Genomic DNA, 16142 nt, shown 5'->3' with positions numbered 1-16142 from the left:
CGGGGGCTCGGGTGCTGCGGTGGTACTGCTCGCGGGTCAGCGCGAGTAGTACTCGACGACGAGCTGCTCGTCGCAGATCACCGGGACCTCGCGACGCTGCGGCGTGCGGTCCAGGCGGAAGGCCAGGGCCTTCAGGTTGACCTCGAGGTACTTCGGGGTCTGGCCCTCGCCGGCGTTGCCGCCCTCACGAGCCACCTGGAAGGGGACCTTCTCCTTCGACTTCTCCTTGACCGTGACGACGTAGCCCGGCTTCATCTGGAACGACGGCTTGTTGACCTTGCCGCCGTTGACCTCGATGTGGCCGTGCACGACCATCTGACGGGCCTGGTAGATGGTGCGGGCGATGCCCGAACGCATGACCAGGGCGTCCAGACGGACCTCCAGCTCGGCGATGAGCGCCTCACCGGTCTTGCCCTCGACCTTCTTGGCGCGGTCGAAGGCGCGGGCCATCTGCTTCTCGCTCAGGTCGTACTGGGCGCGCAGACGCTGCTTCTCGGTCAGACGGACCTTGTAGTCAGAGTTCTGCTTGCGGCCGCGGCCGTGCTGGCCGGGCGGGTACGGGCGGGCCTCGAAGTACTTGACGGACTTCGGGGTCAGCGGGATGCCCAGGGCGCGAGCGATCTTGACCTTGGGGCGCTTCTGGTTCGCCATGGAACCATTACCTCTTTCGGTGTGCGAATACGGCTTCACCAGGTGTTGACGGAGGCCGCTCGTCGCGACCCGGAGAATAACCACCGGGGTGGTCAGCCGCTCTCCGAGCCGGGCACTGTGTGCTTGCACACGAGTGGCCCACCGACCGCGGGGGTGGTGGGCTGCCCGCGACACCGGAACCGGTGCGCGACGCTCCTGGAGGACCCCCGGAGGGGTGCCTCATGGCCGGTGCCCCGCTGGTGCGGACGGTCGGTGGGCTCTCACCCGCCGCCGTGCCCGGGACATGGCACTCCGGACGAGTATACCGCCCGATCACTCGCCCCTGAGCCGGGCCCGGGTCCACTCCACGGTGTCCGCGTAGCGGGCCTCGCCGCCGCGCCGGGTGGGCTTGTAGTACTCCCGGCCGTGCACGGTGTCCGGTGCGTACTGCTGGGCGGCGATGCCCTCGGGGCGGTCGTGCGGGTACTGGTAGCCCTGGCCGTGGCCGAGCTTGCCCGCGCCGCCGTAGTGGGCGTCGCGCAGGTGCGGGGGGACGCTGCCGGCCAGGCCCTGCCGGACGTCGGCGAGGGCCGCGTCGATCGCCAGGTAGGCCGCGTTGGACTTGGGCGCGAGCGCCAGCGCGATGGCGGCCTCCGCCAGGATGATCCGGGCCTCGGGGAAGCCGATCATGGCGACGGCCTGCGCGGCGGCGACCGCGGTGGCGAGGGCGGCCGGGTCGGCCAGGCCGACGTCCTCGCTCGCGGAGATCATCAGCCGCCGGGCGATGAACCGCGGGTCCTCCCCCGCCTCGATCATCCGGGCCAGGTAGTGCAGCGCGGCGTCGACGTCGCTGCCGCGGATCGACTTGATCAGGGCGCTGGCGACGTCGTAGTGCTGGTCGCCGTCCTTGTCGTAGCGGACGGCCGCCTGGTCGACGGCGGTCTCGGTGGTCGCCGGCGTGATCTCCCGGTGCCCCTGCTCCAGCGCCGCGCCCGCGGCGGCCTCCAGGATCGTCAGGGCCCGCCGGGCGTCCCCCCCGGCGAGCCGCACGAGGTGGTCCTCGGCCTCCGGGGTGAGGTCGACGGCGCCCTGCAGGCCGCGCTCGTCGACGACGGCGCGGCGCAGCAGGGAGCGCAGGTCGTCGTCGGTGAGCGACTCCAGCGTGAGCAGCAGCGAGCGGGAGAGCAGCGGGGAGATCACCGAGAAGTACGGGTTCTCGGTGGTGGCGGCGATGAGGGTGACCCAGCGGTTCTCCACGGCGGGCAGCAGCGAGTCCTGCTGGGCCTTGGAGAAGCGGTGGATCTCGTCGAGGAAGAGCACCGTCTCGCGGCCGCTCATGCCGACGGCCCGGCGGGCGCCCTCGATGACCGCGCGGACCTCCTTGACGCCGGCCGTGATGGCGGAGAGTTCGACGAAGCGGCCCTCCACGGCCTGGCTGATGACGTGCGCCAGGGTGGTCTTGCCGGTGCCGGGCGGGCCCCAGAGGATGACCGAGCTGGTGGCGGCGGGCCCCTTGGCGCCGGCGACGAGGCGGCGCAGCGGCGAGCCGTCGCGCAGGAGGCGGCGCTGCCCGGCGACCTCGTCCAGGGTGCGGGGGCGCATCCGTACGGCGAGCGGGGCCCGGCCGGGCTCCCTGGCCTGGCGTTCCTCGGCTGCTGCGGTGAAGAGGTCCGGTTCGTCCACGGGCGCAAGGGTATGCGAGCGGACGGACACCGGGGCCGGATAGTTCTAATTTGAACCTTCCGCGTACGCTGGACGCCTGCCCGCCCCTACGAGGAGTACCGCCATGCCCGTCCGCCGTCTCAACCACGCGGTGCTCTGGATCCGCGACGTCGACCGCTCGGTCGCGTTCTACGCCGACGCGCTCGGCTTCCGGGTCGACCACGTGATCCCGGGCCGGGCGGCGTTCCTGTCCGCGCCCGGCAGCAGCAACGACCACGACCTCGGGCTGTTCGCGGTCGGCGCCGACGCGCCCGGCCCCGAGCAGGGCCGGATCGGCCTCTACCACCTGGCCTGGGAGGTCGGCACGCTCGGCGAGCTCGCCGGGATCGGCGCCCGGCTGGTCGAGCTGGACGCCCTGGTCGGCTCCACCGACCACCTGGTGTCGAAGTCCTACTACGCCAAGGACCCGGACGGCAACGAGTTCGAGCTGATGTGGCGGGTGCCGCGGGCCGACTGGCCCGCCCCGGAGGCGGGCCTGCGCCCCGGCCCGCTCGACCTGCAGGCCGCGATCGACCGCTGGGGCCAGGACCTCGCCACCGGCGCGGCCGCCGGCTCCGCGACCTGACGGGCGGCGCCGCGGGTCACAGGCCCGCGGCGTGGTCCGGCACGTACCTCTGCAGGTCGCGCGGCGGCCGCCGGTAGCCGCTGGACGGCGGTCGCGGCGGCAGCTCCACCCGCGGCGGCTCGATCGCGAGGTACGGCACGGTGGACAGCAGGTGGGCGATCATGTTGATCCGGGCGCGCCGCTTGTCGTCGCTCTCCACGACGTTCCAGGGCGAGTGGGGCGTGTCCGTGTGGGTGAACATCACGTCCTTGGCGCGGGAGTAGTCCTCCCAGCGGGTGATCGACTCGACGTCCATCGGCGAGAGCTTCCACCGGCGCATCGGATCGGCCAGCCGTGCCCGGAAGCGCGCCTCCTGCTCGGTGTCGCTCACCGAGAACCAGTACTTGCGCAGCAGGATGCCCGCCTCGGACAGCATCCGTTCGAACAGCGGCGCCTGGTGCAGGAACTGCAGGTACTCCTCGTCGGTGCAGAAGCCCATCACCCGCTCGACCCCGGCGCGGTTGTACCAGCTGCGGTCGAACAGCACGATCTCGCCCGCGGCCGGGAGCTGCTCGACGTAGCGCTGGAAGTACCACTGGCCGCGCTGGCGCTCGGTCGGCGCGGGCAGTGCCGCGATCCGGGCGATCCGGGGGTTGAGGTACTCGGTGACCCGCTTGACGGCCCCGCCCTTGCCGGCGGCGTCCCGGCCCTCGAACACCACCACCAGCCGGACGCCCTCGACCCGCACCCACTCCTGGAGGCGGACGAGTTCCTGCTGCAGCCGCAGCAGCTCGCGCTCGTACGGCTTCTTCGCGAGCCGTTCGTGCCGGGGTGCAGGTCTGGCCACGGGTGCCCTCCGATCGCCGACGAGCCCTCACGCTACGGCCGATCGGCGCCGTCCGCAGGACCGCCGGGCGGGCCACGGGGGACGGCACCGGCACTCCCCTGTGCTGCCGGTACCGCTCCCCCGTGAGTGATCGACTCTTCCGCAGCCCCGCCCTCCGGGTCCAATTCCGCGATCCATACCCTTTCTGCATGGACATCGACACCCGGCTGCTGCGCTACTTCACGACGGTGGTGGAGGAGGGCCAGCTGACCGCCGCGGCATCGCGGCTGTCGCTCTCGCAGCCGACGCTGACCAAGCGCATCCGGCAGCTGGAGGCCGAGCTGGGCGTCCGGCTGTTCGACCGCTCCCGGGCCGGCATGGCGCCGACCGCCGCCGGGCGGGAGCTCGCCGGCCGCGCGCCCGCTCTGCTCGCCGACGTGTCGACGGCGCTGCGGGCCGTCCGGGGCGCCGCGACCACCGACCCCGGCACCCTCCACGTCGGGTTCGAGGGCGGCACCATCAACCTGGTCGGCCGGGCGACGGTGGAGGAGTTCGCCCGCCGGATGCCCGGCTGGCAGGTGCGGCTGCGGGAGTACCGGTGGTTCGACTCCGCGGGCGGGCTGGACTCCGGCGAGCTCGACCTCGCCCTCTGGCACGCCCCGCCGCACGTCGGCGACCGGACGCCGGACGGCCGCTACGGCTGCGCGCCGCTGGGCCTGGACGAGCGCTGGGCGGTGCTGCCGGCCGGCCACCGGCTCGCGGACCGCGCGGAGCTCGACATCGCGGAGCTGCTGGACGAGGAGGTCGTGGCCGTCCCCGCCGCGGCCGGGCTCTGGCGCGACCACTGGCTCGGCACCGACGGACGGCAGGGCGCGCCGGTGCGGATCGGTCTGGTGGCGCACAGCACGGACGAGTGGCTCGCCGCCGTCGCCTGCGGTCAGGGCATCGGCTTCGCCCCGGCGTCGCTGAGCGGGCTGGCGGGGCGTTCCGACGTGGTCTTCCGGCCGGTCCGCGGGCTGGGGCCCAGCCGGGCCGGACTCTACTGGCGGGCCGACCGGGCGCCCGGCCCGGCGGCCGCCGCGTTCGTGCGCAGCTGCCGGGAGACGGTGGCGGCAGGCGGGCGGGTGCGGGCCCCGGAACGCCGGGGCCCGGCGGCTCAGAGGGCGTCGAACGGCGCGGCGTAGCGACACAGCCCGCGCGGCACGCCCTCGTAGCCGGTCAGCGGCAGGGCCATGAAGCACTCGTCCGGGACGTCGTACGGGCCGGTGACCTCGTGGCGGGAGGCCGGGGTGAAGCCGAACCGGCCGTAGTACGCCGGGTCGCCGAGGACGACCACCAGCCGCTCGCCGGACTGTTCGGCGGCGGCGAGCGCGGCGCGGACGACCTGGGCGCCGACGCCCTTGCCCTGCCATTCGGGGGCGACGGCGACCGGCGCGAGCGCGAGCGCCCAGCCGTCGCCGACCTGGAGGCGCGTCAGGAGTGCGTGGGCGAGGACGAGTTCGCGCCCGTCGTCCTCGACGGCGACGACGGAGAGCTCGGGCAGCCAGGACGGGTCGCGGCGGAGCGAGTCCACCAGGTCGGCCTCGTCGGGCCCGGGGAACGCCGCCATGTGCACCCGCCTGGTGGCCGGGGCATCCGACGGCAGCTCGATTCTTGTACGCACGGCCATGGTTGAGGGTGACCCTTCTGTCGTCGCACGCCGTTGTGGGACCGGCCCCGGACGGTGCAGGTGCACCGTCCGGGGCCGTGAAAGGTTAGCCGACCGGGGTCAGGCCTTGGGCTCGGTCTCCGACTTCGCCTCGGACTTCGGCTTGGCGTCCACGCCGGCCTCGCGGCGCTGCGCCGGGGTGATCGGCGTCGGGGCGCCGGTCAGCGGGTCGCCGCCGGTGGAGGTCTTCGGGAAGGCGATGACGTCCCGGATCGTGTCGTACCCGCCGAGCAGCGTCACGACGCGGTCCAGGCCGAACGCGACACCGCCGTGCGGCGGCGGGCCGTAGTTGAACGCGTCCAGGAGGAAGCCGAACTGCGACTGCGCCTCCTCCTCGGAGAGGCCGATCGCGTCGAACGCCCGCTTCTGCACGTCCCGCTGGTGGATACGGATCGAACCGCCGCCCAGCTCCGAGCCGTTGAGCACCAGGTCGTACGCGTTGGAGAGCGCGGCGCCCGGGTCGGAGTCGAAGGTCGCGAGCGACTCCGCGGTGGGCGCGGTGAACGGGTGGTGCACCGCGTGCCAGCCCTGGAACTCGCCCTTGTCGTCCTCGATCGGCTCGAACATCGGGAAGTCGACGACCCAGAGGAACGCCCACTTCGACGTGTCGATCAGGTCGCAGCGGCGGCCGATCTCCAGGCGGGCCGCGCCGAGCAGCTCCTGCGAGGGGGCCTTCTTGCCGGCCGCGAAGAACACCGCGTCGCCCGGCTTGGCGCCGGCCGCGGCGGCGAGACCCGCCAGGTGCTCCTCGGAGAGGTTCTTGGCGACCGGGCCGCGCAGCTCGCCGGTCTCGGCGTCCACGAGGACGTACGCGAGACCGCGGGCGCCGCGCGCCTTGGCCCAGTCCTGCCAGGCGTCGAGCTGCTTGCGCGGCTGCGAGGCGCCGCCGGGCATGACGACCGCGCCGACGTAGGGCGCCTGGAACACGCGGAACTCGGTGCCCTTGAAGTACTCGGTGAGGTCGGTCAGCTCCTGGCCGAAGCGGACGTCCGGCTTGTCCGAGCCGTAGCGGGACATCGCGTCCGCGTAGCTCATGCGCGGCAGCGGGTTCGGGATCTCGTAGCCGTGCACCTCGCGCCAGATCGCGCCGACGACCTTCTCGCCGAGGGCCAGGATGTCCTCCTGGTCGACGAACGAGGCCTCGATGTCGAGCTGGGTGAACTCCGGCTGCCGGTCGGCGCGGAAGTCCTCGTCGCGGAAGCAGCGGGCGATCTGGTAGTAGCGCTCCATGCCGGCGACCATGAGCAGCTGCTTGAAGAGCTGCGGCGACTGCGGCAGGGCGTACCAGGAGCCCGGCTGCAGGCGGACGGGCACGAGGAAGTCGCGGGCGCCCTCGGGGGTGGAGCGGGTGAGGTACGGCGTCTCGATGTCGAGGTAGTCGTTCTCCTCCATCACCCGGCGGATGATGTTGCTGACCTTGGAGCGCAGGCGCAGCGCGCGGGCCGGGCCCTCGCGGCGGAGGTCCAGGTAGCGGTAGCGCAGGCGCACCTCCTCGTTGACCGTGCCGGGCTCGTACTCGGCGACCGGGAACGGGACGGGGGCGGCCTCGGAGAGCACGTCGATCGCGCTCACGACGACCTCGACGGCGCCGGTGGCGATGTCGGGGTTCTCGTTGCCCTCGGGGCGGACGCGGACGTCGCCGGTGACCTTGACGCAGTACTCGGCGCGCAGGCCGTGCACGGAGTCGAGGTCGCGGACGACGATCTGCACGGTGCCGGAGGCGTCGCGCAGGTCGATGAAGGCCACGCCGCCGTGGTCGCGGCGGCGGGCGACCCAGCCGGCCAGGGTGACGGTCGTTCCGGCGTGCTCCGCGCGGAGCGTGCCCGCGTCGTGCGTGCGGATCACAGCTGCTTCTCCTTCAGGGTGGATACGAGTGCTTCCAGGGCGACGGGGACCTGCTCGCCGGTGGTCATGTCCTTGAGCTGGACGACCCCGGCGGCGAGATCTCGGTCCCCGGCGACCAGGGCGAAGCGGGCGCCCGAGCGGTCGGCGGACTTCATGGCGTTCTTGATCCCCTTCACCCCGAAGGCGAGGTCGGTGGCGACGCCGGCCCGGCGCAGCTCGACCACCTTGGTGAAGAGCACGTTCTTGGCCTCCTCGCCGAGCGCGACGGCGTAGACGGAGGTCGCGGCGGGCAGGTCGAGGACGACGCCCTCGGCCTCCAGCGCGAGGAAGGTGCGGTCCACCCCGAGGCCCCAGCCGACGGAGGGCAGCGCCGGGCCGCCGAGCATCTCGGAGAGGCCGTCGTAGCGGCCCCCGCCGCCGATCGCGGACTGCGCGCCGAGGCCGTCGTGCACGAACTCGAAGGTGGTGCGGGTGTAGTAGTCGAGGCCGCGGACGAGCTTGGGGTCGTCGGTGAAGGACACGCCGGCGGCGGTCAGCAGCGAGCGGACGGCCTCGTCGTACGCCTTGCAGTCCTCGCAGAGGAAGTCGCGCAGCTTGGGCGCGTCGGTGAGCTGGGCCTGCACGGACTCGCGCTTGTCGTCGAGGACGCGCAGCGGGTTGATCCCCGCGCGGCGACGGGTGTCCTCGTCGAGGTCGAGGCCGTCCAGGAACTCGACCAGGGCGGCGCGGTAGACCGGGCGGCACTGCTTGTCGCCGAGGCTGTTGAGCAGCAGCGTGTAGTTGCTCAGGCCGAGCGAGCGGAAGGCGTCGTCGGCCAGGATGATCAGCTCGGCGTCCAGCGCCGGGTCCTCCGCGCCGATCGCCTCGGCGCCGACCTGGGCGAACTGGCGGTAGCGGCCCTTCTGCGCCCGCTCGTAGCGGTAGAACGAGCCGGAGTACCAGAGCTTGACGGGGAGGTTGCCCTGCTTGTGCAGGTTGGCCTGGAGGGCGGCGCGCACGACCGAGGCGGTGCCCTCGGGGCGCAGCGCGAGCTCGTCGCCGCCCTTGGTGGTGAGGGTGTACATCTCCTTGGTGACGATGTCGGTGGACTCGCCGACACCGCGGGAGAAGAGCTTCACGTCCTCGAAGACCGGGGTCTCGATGTAGCCGTAGCCGGCCCGGCGGGCGGGCGCGGAGAGCCGCTCGCGGATCGCCAGGAAGGTGGCGGAGCTGGGCGGCAGCAGGTCGTAGGTGCCCTTGGGGGCGGAGAAGGTGCTCAACGTCTCTTCCGTCACATTCCTCGTCGCGGAGCGGCTGCGCTCCCGGCGGAGCCGGCGCCCGCCGCCTGCTGGAGGTAGGGGTTGGTGGCGCGCTCACGGCCGATGGTGGTCTGGGATCCGTGGCCGGAGAGGACCACGGTGGCGTCGTCGAGGGGCAGGCACACCCGGGCCAGCGAATCCATGATCGCCTTGCTGTCGCCGCCGGGGAGGTCCGTGCGCCCGATGGAGCCGGCGAACAGCAGGTCGCCCGAGAACAGCACCGGCGGGACGTCGGCGGCTGAGGGCGTCCGGAAGGTCACCGACCCCTTGGTATGGCCGGGCGCGTGGTCGACGGTGAGCTGCAGGCCCGCCAGTTCCAGGAGGGCGCCGTCGGTCAGCTCGCGGACGTCGTCCGGCTCGCCGACGGTGATGGAGCCCATGATCTGCTGCCCGAGCGCACGGCCGAGGCCGCGGGCCGGGTCGGCCATCATGTAGCGGTCCTCGGGGTGGATCCAGGCCGGCACGCCCTGTGCGCCGCAGACCGGCACGACGGAGGCGATGTGGTCGATGTGGCCGTGGGTGAGCAGCACGGCGACGGGCTTCAGCCGGTGCTCGCGGATCAGGTCCTCGACGCCCTGCGCGGCCTGGTGGCCGGGGTCGACGATCACGCACTCCTCGCCGGCGGCCGGAGCGACGAGGTAGCAGTTGGTGCCCCAGGCTCCGGCGGGAAATCCGGCGACGAACACGTGATTCCTTCGGTCGGTTCAGGAGGCGGGGCCCGTGATGTCACCGCCTGGTCACACCGCAGCCTACCGGCGCCACGGCACCGGGAGCGAACCAGATAGCACGGCCGCGGCACCGTTTGATCTCGTACTTACGCACGGGGTCCTTACACTTGGCCGCCTGCGGATGCGATGATCCGCACCGGAACACACCAACCCGCGCATCAGCAGTAGGAGACACGGCCGGTGGTCAGCAGCGAACAGCGGCGGCGGCAGCTCGCCCGCGAGAAGTACGAGCGGCAGATTGAGCGCCGCGAGGCGTCCCGGAAGGCGCGCAAGCGCCGCAACGCGATCGTCGGTGCCGCGGTCGCGGTCGTCGTGGTCGCGGGCGTCGGCCTCTGGACGGGCGGTGCGTTCGACTCCGACCCGAAGAAGGCCGACACGGCTTCGCCGCAGGCCAGTGCCACCCCGGCGGCGGCTCCGGTCAAGGGCTGCACGACGCCCGCCGCGGGCCAGCCGAACGGCAAGCAGTTCAAGACCGAGCCGGCGATGTCGGTCGACACCAAGGCCGCCTACACCATGGCGCTGGACACCAGCTGCGGCAAGGTCACGATCGCGCTGGACGCCGCCAAGGCCCCGCACACCGTGAACTCCTTCGCCTTCCTGTCCGGCGAGAAGTACTTCGACCACACCAAGTGCCACCGCCTCACCACCGAGGGCATCTTCGTGCTCCAGTGCGGCGACCCGACCGGCTCCGGCTCCGGCGGCCCGGGCTACCAGTTCGCGGACGAGAACCTGACCGGGGCGACCTACCCCGCGGGCACCGTCGCGATGGCCAACGCGGGCGCGGGCACCAACGGCAGCCAGTTCTTCCTGGTCTACAAGGACACCCAGCTGCCGCCGAACTACACGCCGTTCGGCAAGGTGACGGCCGGCCTCGACGTCGTCCAGAACATCGCGGCCGGCGGTGTGCAGGGTGGCGGCGGCGACGGCGCCCCGGTGGCCGACATCGTCCTCAACTCGGTGACGACGACCAAGGGTTGACCGACCCGTTCCGTGACCCGGGCCGCCGACCGCGGCCCGGGCCGCGGCGCCGCCGGGAAATCACCCTCCCCGGATGCGGACAGCACCGACACTGGTCGCCTATGTTGCTGTTGTATAGGGTGCCCTGACCGTCGGCCGTCACCCTCGGCAGCGTACGGCGGCAGAACGGCGGGCTCCATCGGTCCGCCGCACATTCATCTGTGGACGACGTCCCGGCCCGCCGCGGCGGGTGCGGGACGTCATGTGGAGGAGGCGCTGTGAGCAGCGACCCGTGGGGCCGTGTCGACGAGCAGGGGACCGTCTACGTGAGGACGGCGGAGGGCGAACGCGTCGTCGGTTCCTGGCAGGCGGGCTCGCCCGAGGAGGCCCTCGCCTACTTCGAGCGCAAGTACCAGGGCCTGGAGGCCGAGATCGGCCTCCTGGAGCACCGCGTCCGCAAGACCGACCTCGCCGCCAAGGAGGCCCAGGTCGCGCTGGACCACCTGAAGGCCCAGGTGACGGAGGCGCACGCGGTCGGTGACCTGGCCGCGCTCGACAAGCGCCTCGAAACCCTGAGCGGCGAGATCGAGACCCGCCAGACCGAGCGCCGGGCCGCCCGCGCGAAGGCCCAGGAGGAGACCAGGTCCGCGAAGGAGGCGCTGGTCACCGAGGCCGAGCAGCTCGCCGAGTCGACCCAGTGGCGGGAGGCCGGGGACCGGCTGCGCGCGCTGGTCGACACCTGGAAGGGCCTGCCCCGGCTGGACCGCAAGAGCGACGACGAGTTGTGGCACCGCTTCTCGCACGCCCGCTCGGTGTTCTCCAAGCACCGCAAGTCGCACTTCGCGGCGCTCGACAGTGAGCGTGAGCACGCGCGGGCGGCCAAGGAGAAGCTCGTCGCCGAGGCGGAGGCGCTGTCCGGCTCCACCGAGTGGGGTGACACCGCGGCCGCGTACCGCGATCTCATGACGCAGTGGAAGTCCGCCGGGCGCGCCCAGCGGGATGCCGAGGAGGAGCTGTGGGCGCGGTTCCGCGGCGCCCAGGACGTCTTCTTCCAGGCGCGTTCCGCCGCGTTCAGCGAGCGCGACGCCGAGCAGGGCGAGAACCAGAAGCTCAAGGAGGCGCTCCTCGTCGAGGCCGAGGCGATCCTCCCGATCACCGACCTCAGGGCGGCCAAGGCCGCGCTGCGGGACGTGAACGAGCGGTGGGAGGCCGTCGGCCACGTGCCGCGGACCTCTCGCGGCGGGCTCGACGCCCGGCTGAACACCGTCGAGCGGGCGGTCCGCGAGGCGGAGGAGGCCGAGTGGCAGCGCACCAACCCGGAGGCCAAGGCCCGCGCGGCCGGCATGACGGGGCTGCTGCAGCAGGCCGTCGAGCGCCTGGAGGGTGACCTCGCGAAGGCGCGGGCGGCCGGCAACGCGAACCGCGTCGCCAAGCTGGAGGCCGAGCTGGCGGGCCGTCAGTCGCTGCTCGACCAGGCGCAGAAGAGCCTGGAGGAGTTCGGCGGCTGACGCCTCTCCCCCGGTACGCACGGAAGGGCCCCCTCGGTGAGGGGGCCCTTCCGCGTGCTCCGGCCCGCCGCCTACTTCTTGGCGGAGGTCACCCGGTAGACGTCGTACACGCCCTCGACGCCGCGGACGGCCTTCAGGACGTGGCCCAGGTGCTTCGGGTCGCCCATCTCGAAGGTGAAGCGGCTCATCGCCACCCGGTCGCGGGAGGTCTGCACCGCCGCCGACAGGATGTTGACGTGCTGGTCGGAGAGCACGCGGGTGACGTCCGAGAGCAGCCGGGAGCGGTCCAGCGCCTCGACCTGGATCGCGACCAGGAAGACCGACGACTGCGTCGCCGCCCACTCCACCTCGATCATGCGCTCGGGCTGCTGGGAGAGGTCCTCGACGTTCACGCAGTCCGACCGGTGGATCGAGACGCCGTTGCCGCGGGTCACGAAGCCCACGATCGGGTCTCCCGGGACGGGCGTGCAGCACCGGGCGAGCTTGACCCAGAGGTCCTCCACGCCCTTGACGATGACGCCCGGGTCGCCCTTGGCGTGCCGGCGCAGCGAGCGGCTCTGGTGGGTCGGGGTGGCCGTCTCGGCGAGGTCCTCGGTGGCGCCCTCCTCGCCGCCCAGCGCCTGGACGAGCTTCTGCACGATCGACTGCGCGGCGACGTGGCCCTCACCGATCGCCGCGTACAGCGAGGAGATGTCCGGGTAGCGCATCTCGTGCGCGAGCGTGACGAGGGAGTCGCCGGTGAGGATCCGCTGGATCGGCAGGCCCTGCTTGCGCATCGCGCGGGCGATGGCCTCCTTGCCCTGCTCGATGGCCTCCTCGCGGCGCTCCTTGGAGAACCACGCGCGGATCTTGTTGCGGGCCCGGGGCGACTTGACGAAGGTCAGCCAGTCGCGGGACGGCCCGGCGTTCTCCGCCTTGGAGGTGAACACCTCGACGGCGTCGCCGTTCTCCAGCTCCGACTCCAGCGGCACGAGGCGCCCGTTGACCCGGGCGCCGATGCAGCGGTAGCCGACCTCCGTGTGCACGGCGAACGCGAAGTCCACCGGGGTGGCCTTCGCGGGCAGCGCTATGACGTCGCCCTTGGGGGTGAAGACGAAGACCTCGTTGCTGGAGAGGTCGAAGCGCAGCGACTCCAGGAACTCGCTCGGGTCCTCGGTCTCCTTCTGCCAGTCGAGGAGCTGCCGCAGCCAGGCCATCTCGTTGACCGCGTCGGCCTTGTCGTGCTTGCGGGCGGACGCCGGGGTGTCGGTGCGCACCTTGGAGGTGCCGGCCACGGCGCGCTGCTTGTACTTCCAGTGCGCGGCGATGCCGTACTCGGCGCGGCGGTGCATGTCGAAGGTGCGGATCTGCAGCTCGACCGGCTTGCCGCCGGGCCCGATGACCGTCGTGTGCAGCGACTGGTACATGTTGAACTTGGGCATCGCGATGTAGTCCTTGAACCGCCCCGGCACCGGGTTCCACCGTGCGTGGATGGTGCCCAGCGCCGCGTAGCAGTCGCGGACGGTGTCGACCAGGACGCGGATGCCCACCAGGTCGTAGATCTCGGCGAAGTCGCGGCCCCGCACGATCATCTTCTGGTAGACCGAGTAGTAGTGCTTCGGCCGGCCGGTGGTCTGCGCGGTGATCCGGGCGCCCCGCAGGTCGCCCTGCACCTGGTCGATGACGGTGGCGAGGTACTCGTCGCGCTTGGGCGCGCGTTCGGCGACCAGGCGCACGATCTCGTCGTACATCTTGGGGTAGAGGATCGCGAAGGCGAGGTCCTCCAGCTCCCACTTGATGGTGTTCATGCCCAGCCGGTGCGCCAGCGGGGCGTAGATCTCCAGCGTCTCGCGGGCCTTCTTCTCCTGCTTCTCCCGCTTGAGGTACCGCATGGTGCGCATGTTGTGCAGCCGGTCGGCGAGCTTGATCACCAGGACGCGCGGGTCCTTGGCCATCGCGACGACCATCTTGCGCACGGTCTCGGCCTGCGCGGCCTCGCCGAACTTGACCCGGTCGAGCTTGGTGACGCCGTCGACGAGCAGCGCCACGGAGTCGCCGAAGTCGCGGCGGAGCGTCTCCAGGCCGTAGTCGGTGTCCTCGACGGTGTCGTGCAGCAGGCCCGCCATCAGCGTCGGTGCGTCCATGCCGAGCTCGGCCAGGATCGTCGCCACCGCCAGCGGGTGGGTGATGTACGGGTCGCCGCTCTTGCGCTTCTGCCCGCGGTGCCACTTCTCGGCGACGGCGTACGCCCGCTCGATGTCCTTGAGCAGGGCGGGGTCGGCCTTCGGGTCCTGCGCCCGGATCGTACGGAACAACGGCTCCAGGACGGGGTTGACCGCGGTGCTGCGCTGGCCGCCGAGGCGGGCCAGGCGCGCGCGCATGCCGCCCGGCGAGGGGCGGTGGGCGGAGGACGGCGGGGCCGGACGCGCCGGACCGGCACCGGCGGGTGTCGGGCGGCTCTCGGGACCGGCGGCCTCGGCCGTGGGCACAACCTCGTCGGGCAAGGACACTCCTCGGGGGGCAGGGCCTTCTCCCCACGGACGGGCGGTCGCGCCATCGGTCGCACCCGCCGGTCGCACAACCGGAAGGGGATGAATCTTCATGGTACCGAGAGTGCGGCCCGCCCGGTCGGCCGCCCGGCGTGCGGAGACGACGGAGCGGCGGCCGGGTCACCCCGGCCGCCGCTCCGATCCGTCCGTCTCAGACGGTGACGAGGGTCTCCAGCGGTGCCCCGTCCAGGTGCGGGGCGAGCCGCGCCCGGCCGTCGAGGAAGCCGAGCTCCATGAGCACGACCACCCCGGCCAGCTCCGCACCGGCCTCCTGGACGAGGTCCAGGGAGGCCCCGATGGTGCCGCCGGTGGCGAGGACGTCGTCGACGACCAGGACGCGCTCACCCGGGGTGAAGGCGTCGCACTGCACCTCCAGCGTGGCGGAGCCGTACTCCAGGTCGTACGACCGGGAGAAGACGTCGCCGGGCAGCTTGCCCTTCTTGCGGATCGGCACGAAGCCGAGCCCGGCCGCGAACGCCGCGGGCGCCGCGAGGACGAACCCGCGTGCCTCCAGCCCGACCACCTTGGTCGCCCCGAGCTCCTTCGCCCGGTCGGCGAGCGCCCGGGTGAGGGCGCCGAAGGCCTCGGCGTCGGCGAGCAGCGGCGCGATGTCCTTGAACAGCACGCCGGGCTTCGGGTAGTCCGGTACGTCCTTGATCCGGCTGGTGAGCAGCGCGGAGAGGGCGGTGTCGGGGGAGGTCACGTGGGTTCCTTCGGTCTGCGGATCTCAGCGCTTGCCGGACGGACGGCCCTTGGTGCGGGACCGGTTGACCGGCTGGTGGCGCTGTCCGACCATACCCGCCGGCACGTCCTCGCCGTCCTCTGCGCCCTCGGCGCCCTCCGGGGTCTCCCCCGCCGCCTCGGCCGCCTCGGCGGCCTTGGCGTCGGCGGCCCGGCGCTGGGCGACCCGCTTGGCGAGCGCCTTCATCTCCGGCGTCTGCTCCTTCAGCTGCGCGAGCAGCGGGGTGGCGACGCAGATGGAGGAGTAGGCACCGGCCGCGAGGCCGATGAACAGGGCGAGCGAGATGTCGTTCAGGGTGCCCGCGCCCAGCAGGCCGCCACCGATGAACAGCAGCGCCGCGACCGGGAGAAGGGCCACCACGGTGGTGTTGATCGAGCGGACCAGCGTCTGGTTGAGCGCGTGGTTGGCGGCCTCGCTGTAGGTGCGCCGGTTCTGCTTCGTGATGCCCCGGGTGTTCTCCTTCACGGTGTCGAAGACGACGACCGTGTCGTAGAGCGAGTAGCCGAGGATCGTCAGGAAGCCGATCACGGTGCCCGGGGTGACCTCGAAGCCGACCAGGGCGTAGACGCCGATGGTGATCAGGAGGTCGTGGATGAGCGCGACCAGGGCGGCCAGCGCCATCCGCCACTCGAAGGCGATGGCGAGGTACACGGTGACGAGCACCATGAAGATCACCAGGCCGAGGAGGGCCTTCTCGGAGATCTGCTCGCCCCAGGAGGGGCCGATGACCTGGGCGTCGATGTCCTTGGCCTGGACGCCGAGGTCCTTGGAGAGCTCCTCGACGAACGCCGGGCCGCTGACCTTCTCCTCGGAGCTGACCTGGATGCGGATCTTGCCGTCGCCGAGCTGCTGCACCTGCGCGGTCGTGCCGCCGGTGATGTCGTTGGCGACGCCCTGCGCCTGCTCGATGGTCAGGCCCTGCTTCTGGACGGTGTAGACCGAGCCGCCCTTGAACTCGATGCCCAGGTGCAGGCCCATGGCGAGGCCGACCGCCGCGACGAGGACGATGACGCCGGAGATGGAGTACCAGAGCTTGCGCCTGCCGACGAAGTCGAAGCTGACCTCGCCCTGGTACAGCCGGTGGCCGATGTTCCGAAGGGACATGG

The 16142-nt window shown here is 72.2% G+C and carries 14 protein-coding genes; 4 read left to right on the top strand and 10 right to left on the bottom strand.

Annotated elements, in window-relative coordinates:
• Positions 1-36 precede the first annotated feature (36 nt).
• Both rpsD and SNE206_RS01395 read right to left on the bottom strand, forming a co-directional pair.
• A complete protein-coding gene (gene rpsD, locus SNE206_RS01400) occupies positions 37-651 on the bottom strand; it encodes a 30S ribosomal protein S4 (protein WP_405010397.1) in 615 nt (204 codons plus the stop codon).
• A gap of 312 nt (positions 652-963) precedes the next feature.
• Entirely contained in the window at positions 964-2313 is a 1350-nt protein-coding gene (locus SNE206_RS01395) for a replication-associated recombination protein A (RefSeq protein ID WP_407911444.1), read from the bottom strand.
• Positions 2314-2416: 103 nt separating this feature from the next.
• On the opposite strand from SNE206_RS01395, the gene SNE206_RS01390 reads away from it, so the two are divergent.
• Positions 2417-2917 (top strand): VOC family protein, encoded by a 501-nt coding sequence (locus tag SNE206_RS01390; RefSeq protein ID WP_407911443.1) that lies wholly within the window; start codon positions 2417-2419, stop codon positions 2915-2917.
• A gap of 16 nt (positions 2918-2933) precedes the next feature.
• Here SNE206_RS01390 and ppk2 read toward each other — a convergent pair whose 3' ends face one another.
• Positions 2934-3743: a polyphosphate kinase 2 gene (gene ppk2 / locus SNE206_RS01385; RefSeq protein WP_407911442.1), complete on the bottom strand. Its 810-nt coding sequence runs from the start codon at positions 3741-3743 to the stop codon at positions 2934-2936.
• Positions 3744-3931: 188 nt separating this feature from the next.
• Here ppk2 and SNE206_RS01380 point away from each other — a divergent pair, with 188 nt between their 5' ends.
• Entirely contained in the window at positions 3932-4906 is a 975-nt protein-coding gene (locus SNE206_RS01380) for a LysR family transcriptional regulator (protein ID WP_407911441.1), read from the top strand.
• On the opposite strand, the gene SNE206_RS01375 is transcribed toward SNE206_RS01380, so the two are convergent.
• The 4 genes from SNE206_RS01375 to SNE206_RS01360 all read right to left on the bottom strand — a co-directional run bounded on the left by SNE206_RS01375 (position 4879) and on the right by SNE206_RS01360 (position 9259).
• Positions 4879-5391 carry a GNAT family N-acetyltransferase gene (locus tag SNE206_RS01375; protein ID WP_407911440.1) on the bottom strand — a complete coding sequence of 171 codons (513 nt, stop codon included), beginning with the start codon at positions 5389-5391 and terminating at the stop codon, positions 4879-4881. The genes SNE206_RS01380 and SNE206_RS01375 overlap by 28 nt on opposite strands.
• 99 nt (positions 5392-5490) lie before the next feature.
• Entirely contained in the window at positions 5491-7275 is a 1785-nt protein-coding gene (gene aspS, locus SNE206_RS01370) for an aspartate--tRNA ligase (protein ID WP_407911439.1), read from the bottom strand.
• Positions 7272-8534 (bottom strand): histidine--tRNA ligase, encoded by a 1263-nt coding sequence (gene hisS, locus SNE206_RS01365; protein WP_407911438.1) that lies wholly within the window; start codon positions 8532-8534, stop codon positions 7272-7274. The genes aspS and hisS overlap by 4 nt, the downstream gene beginning before the upstream one ends.
• Before the next feature lie 11 nt (positions 8535-8545).
• Positions 8546-9259 carry an MBL fold metallo-hydrolase gene (locus SNE206_RS01360; protein ID WP_407911437.1) on the bottom strand — a complete coding sequence of 238 codons (714 nt, stop codon included), beginning with the start codon at positions 9257-9259 and terminating at the stop codon, positions 8546-8548.
• A gap of 222 nt (positions 9260-9481) precedes the next feature.
• Here SNE206_RS01360 and SNE206_RS01355 point away from each other — a divergent pair, with 222 nt between their 5' ends.
• Both SNE206_RS01355 and SNE206_RS01350 read left to right on the top strand, forming a co-directional pair.
• On the top strand, positions 9482-10279 hold the full coding sequence (locus SNE206_RS01355) for a peptidylprolyl isomerase (RefSeq protein ID WP_407911436.1): 798 nt from the start codon (positions 9482-9484) through the stop codon (positions 10277-10279).
• 257 nt (positions 10280-10536) lie between these two features.
• Positions 10537-11766: a DUF349 domain-containing protein gene (locus SNE206_RS01350; protein WP_407911435.1), complete on the top strand. Its 1230-nt coding sequence runs from the start codon at positions 10537-10539 to the stop codon at positions 11764-11766.
• A gap of 71 nt (positions 11767-11837) precedes the next feature.
• Here SNE206_RS01350 and SNE206_RS01345 read toward each other — a convergent pair whose 3' ends face one another.
• From SNE206_RS01345 to secF, 3 genes are all read right to left on the bottom strand, one after another.
• A complete protein-coding gene (locus SNE206_RS01345; protein WP_407911434.1) occupies positions 11838-14348 on the bottom strand; it encodes a RelA/SpoT family protein in 2511 nt (836 codons plus the stop codon).
• A gap of 97 nt (positions 14349-14445) precedes the next feature.
• On the bottom strand, positions 14446-14997 hold the full coding sequence (locus tag SNE206_RS01340) for an adenine phosphoribosyltransferase (protein ID WP_407911433.1): 552 nt from the start codon (positions 14995-14997) through the stop codon (positions 14446-14448).
• Between the two features lie 24 nt (positions 14998-15021).
• Positions 15022-16140 carry a protein translocase subunit SecF gene (gene secF, locus SNE206_RS01335; RefSeq protein WP_407911432.1) on the bottom strand — a complete coding sequence of 373 codons (1119 nt, stop codon included), beginning with the start codon at positions 16138-16140 and terminating at the stop codon, positions 15022-15024.
• Positions 16141-16142 lie beyond the last annotated feature (2 nt).

The organism is Kitasatospora sp. NE20-6, from assembly GCF_045862635.1.
Note: the sequence above shows the minus strand (reverse complement) of the source record. Positions and strands in the feature narration are given on the sequence as shown.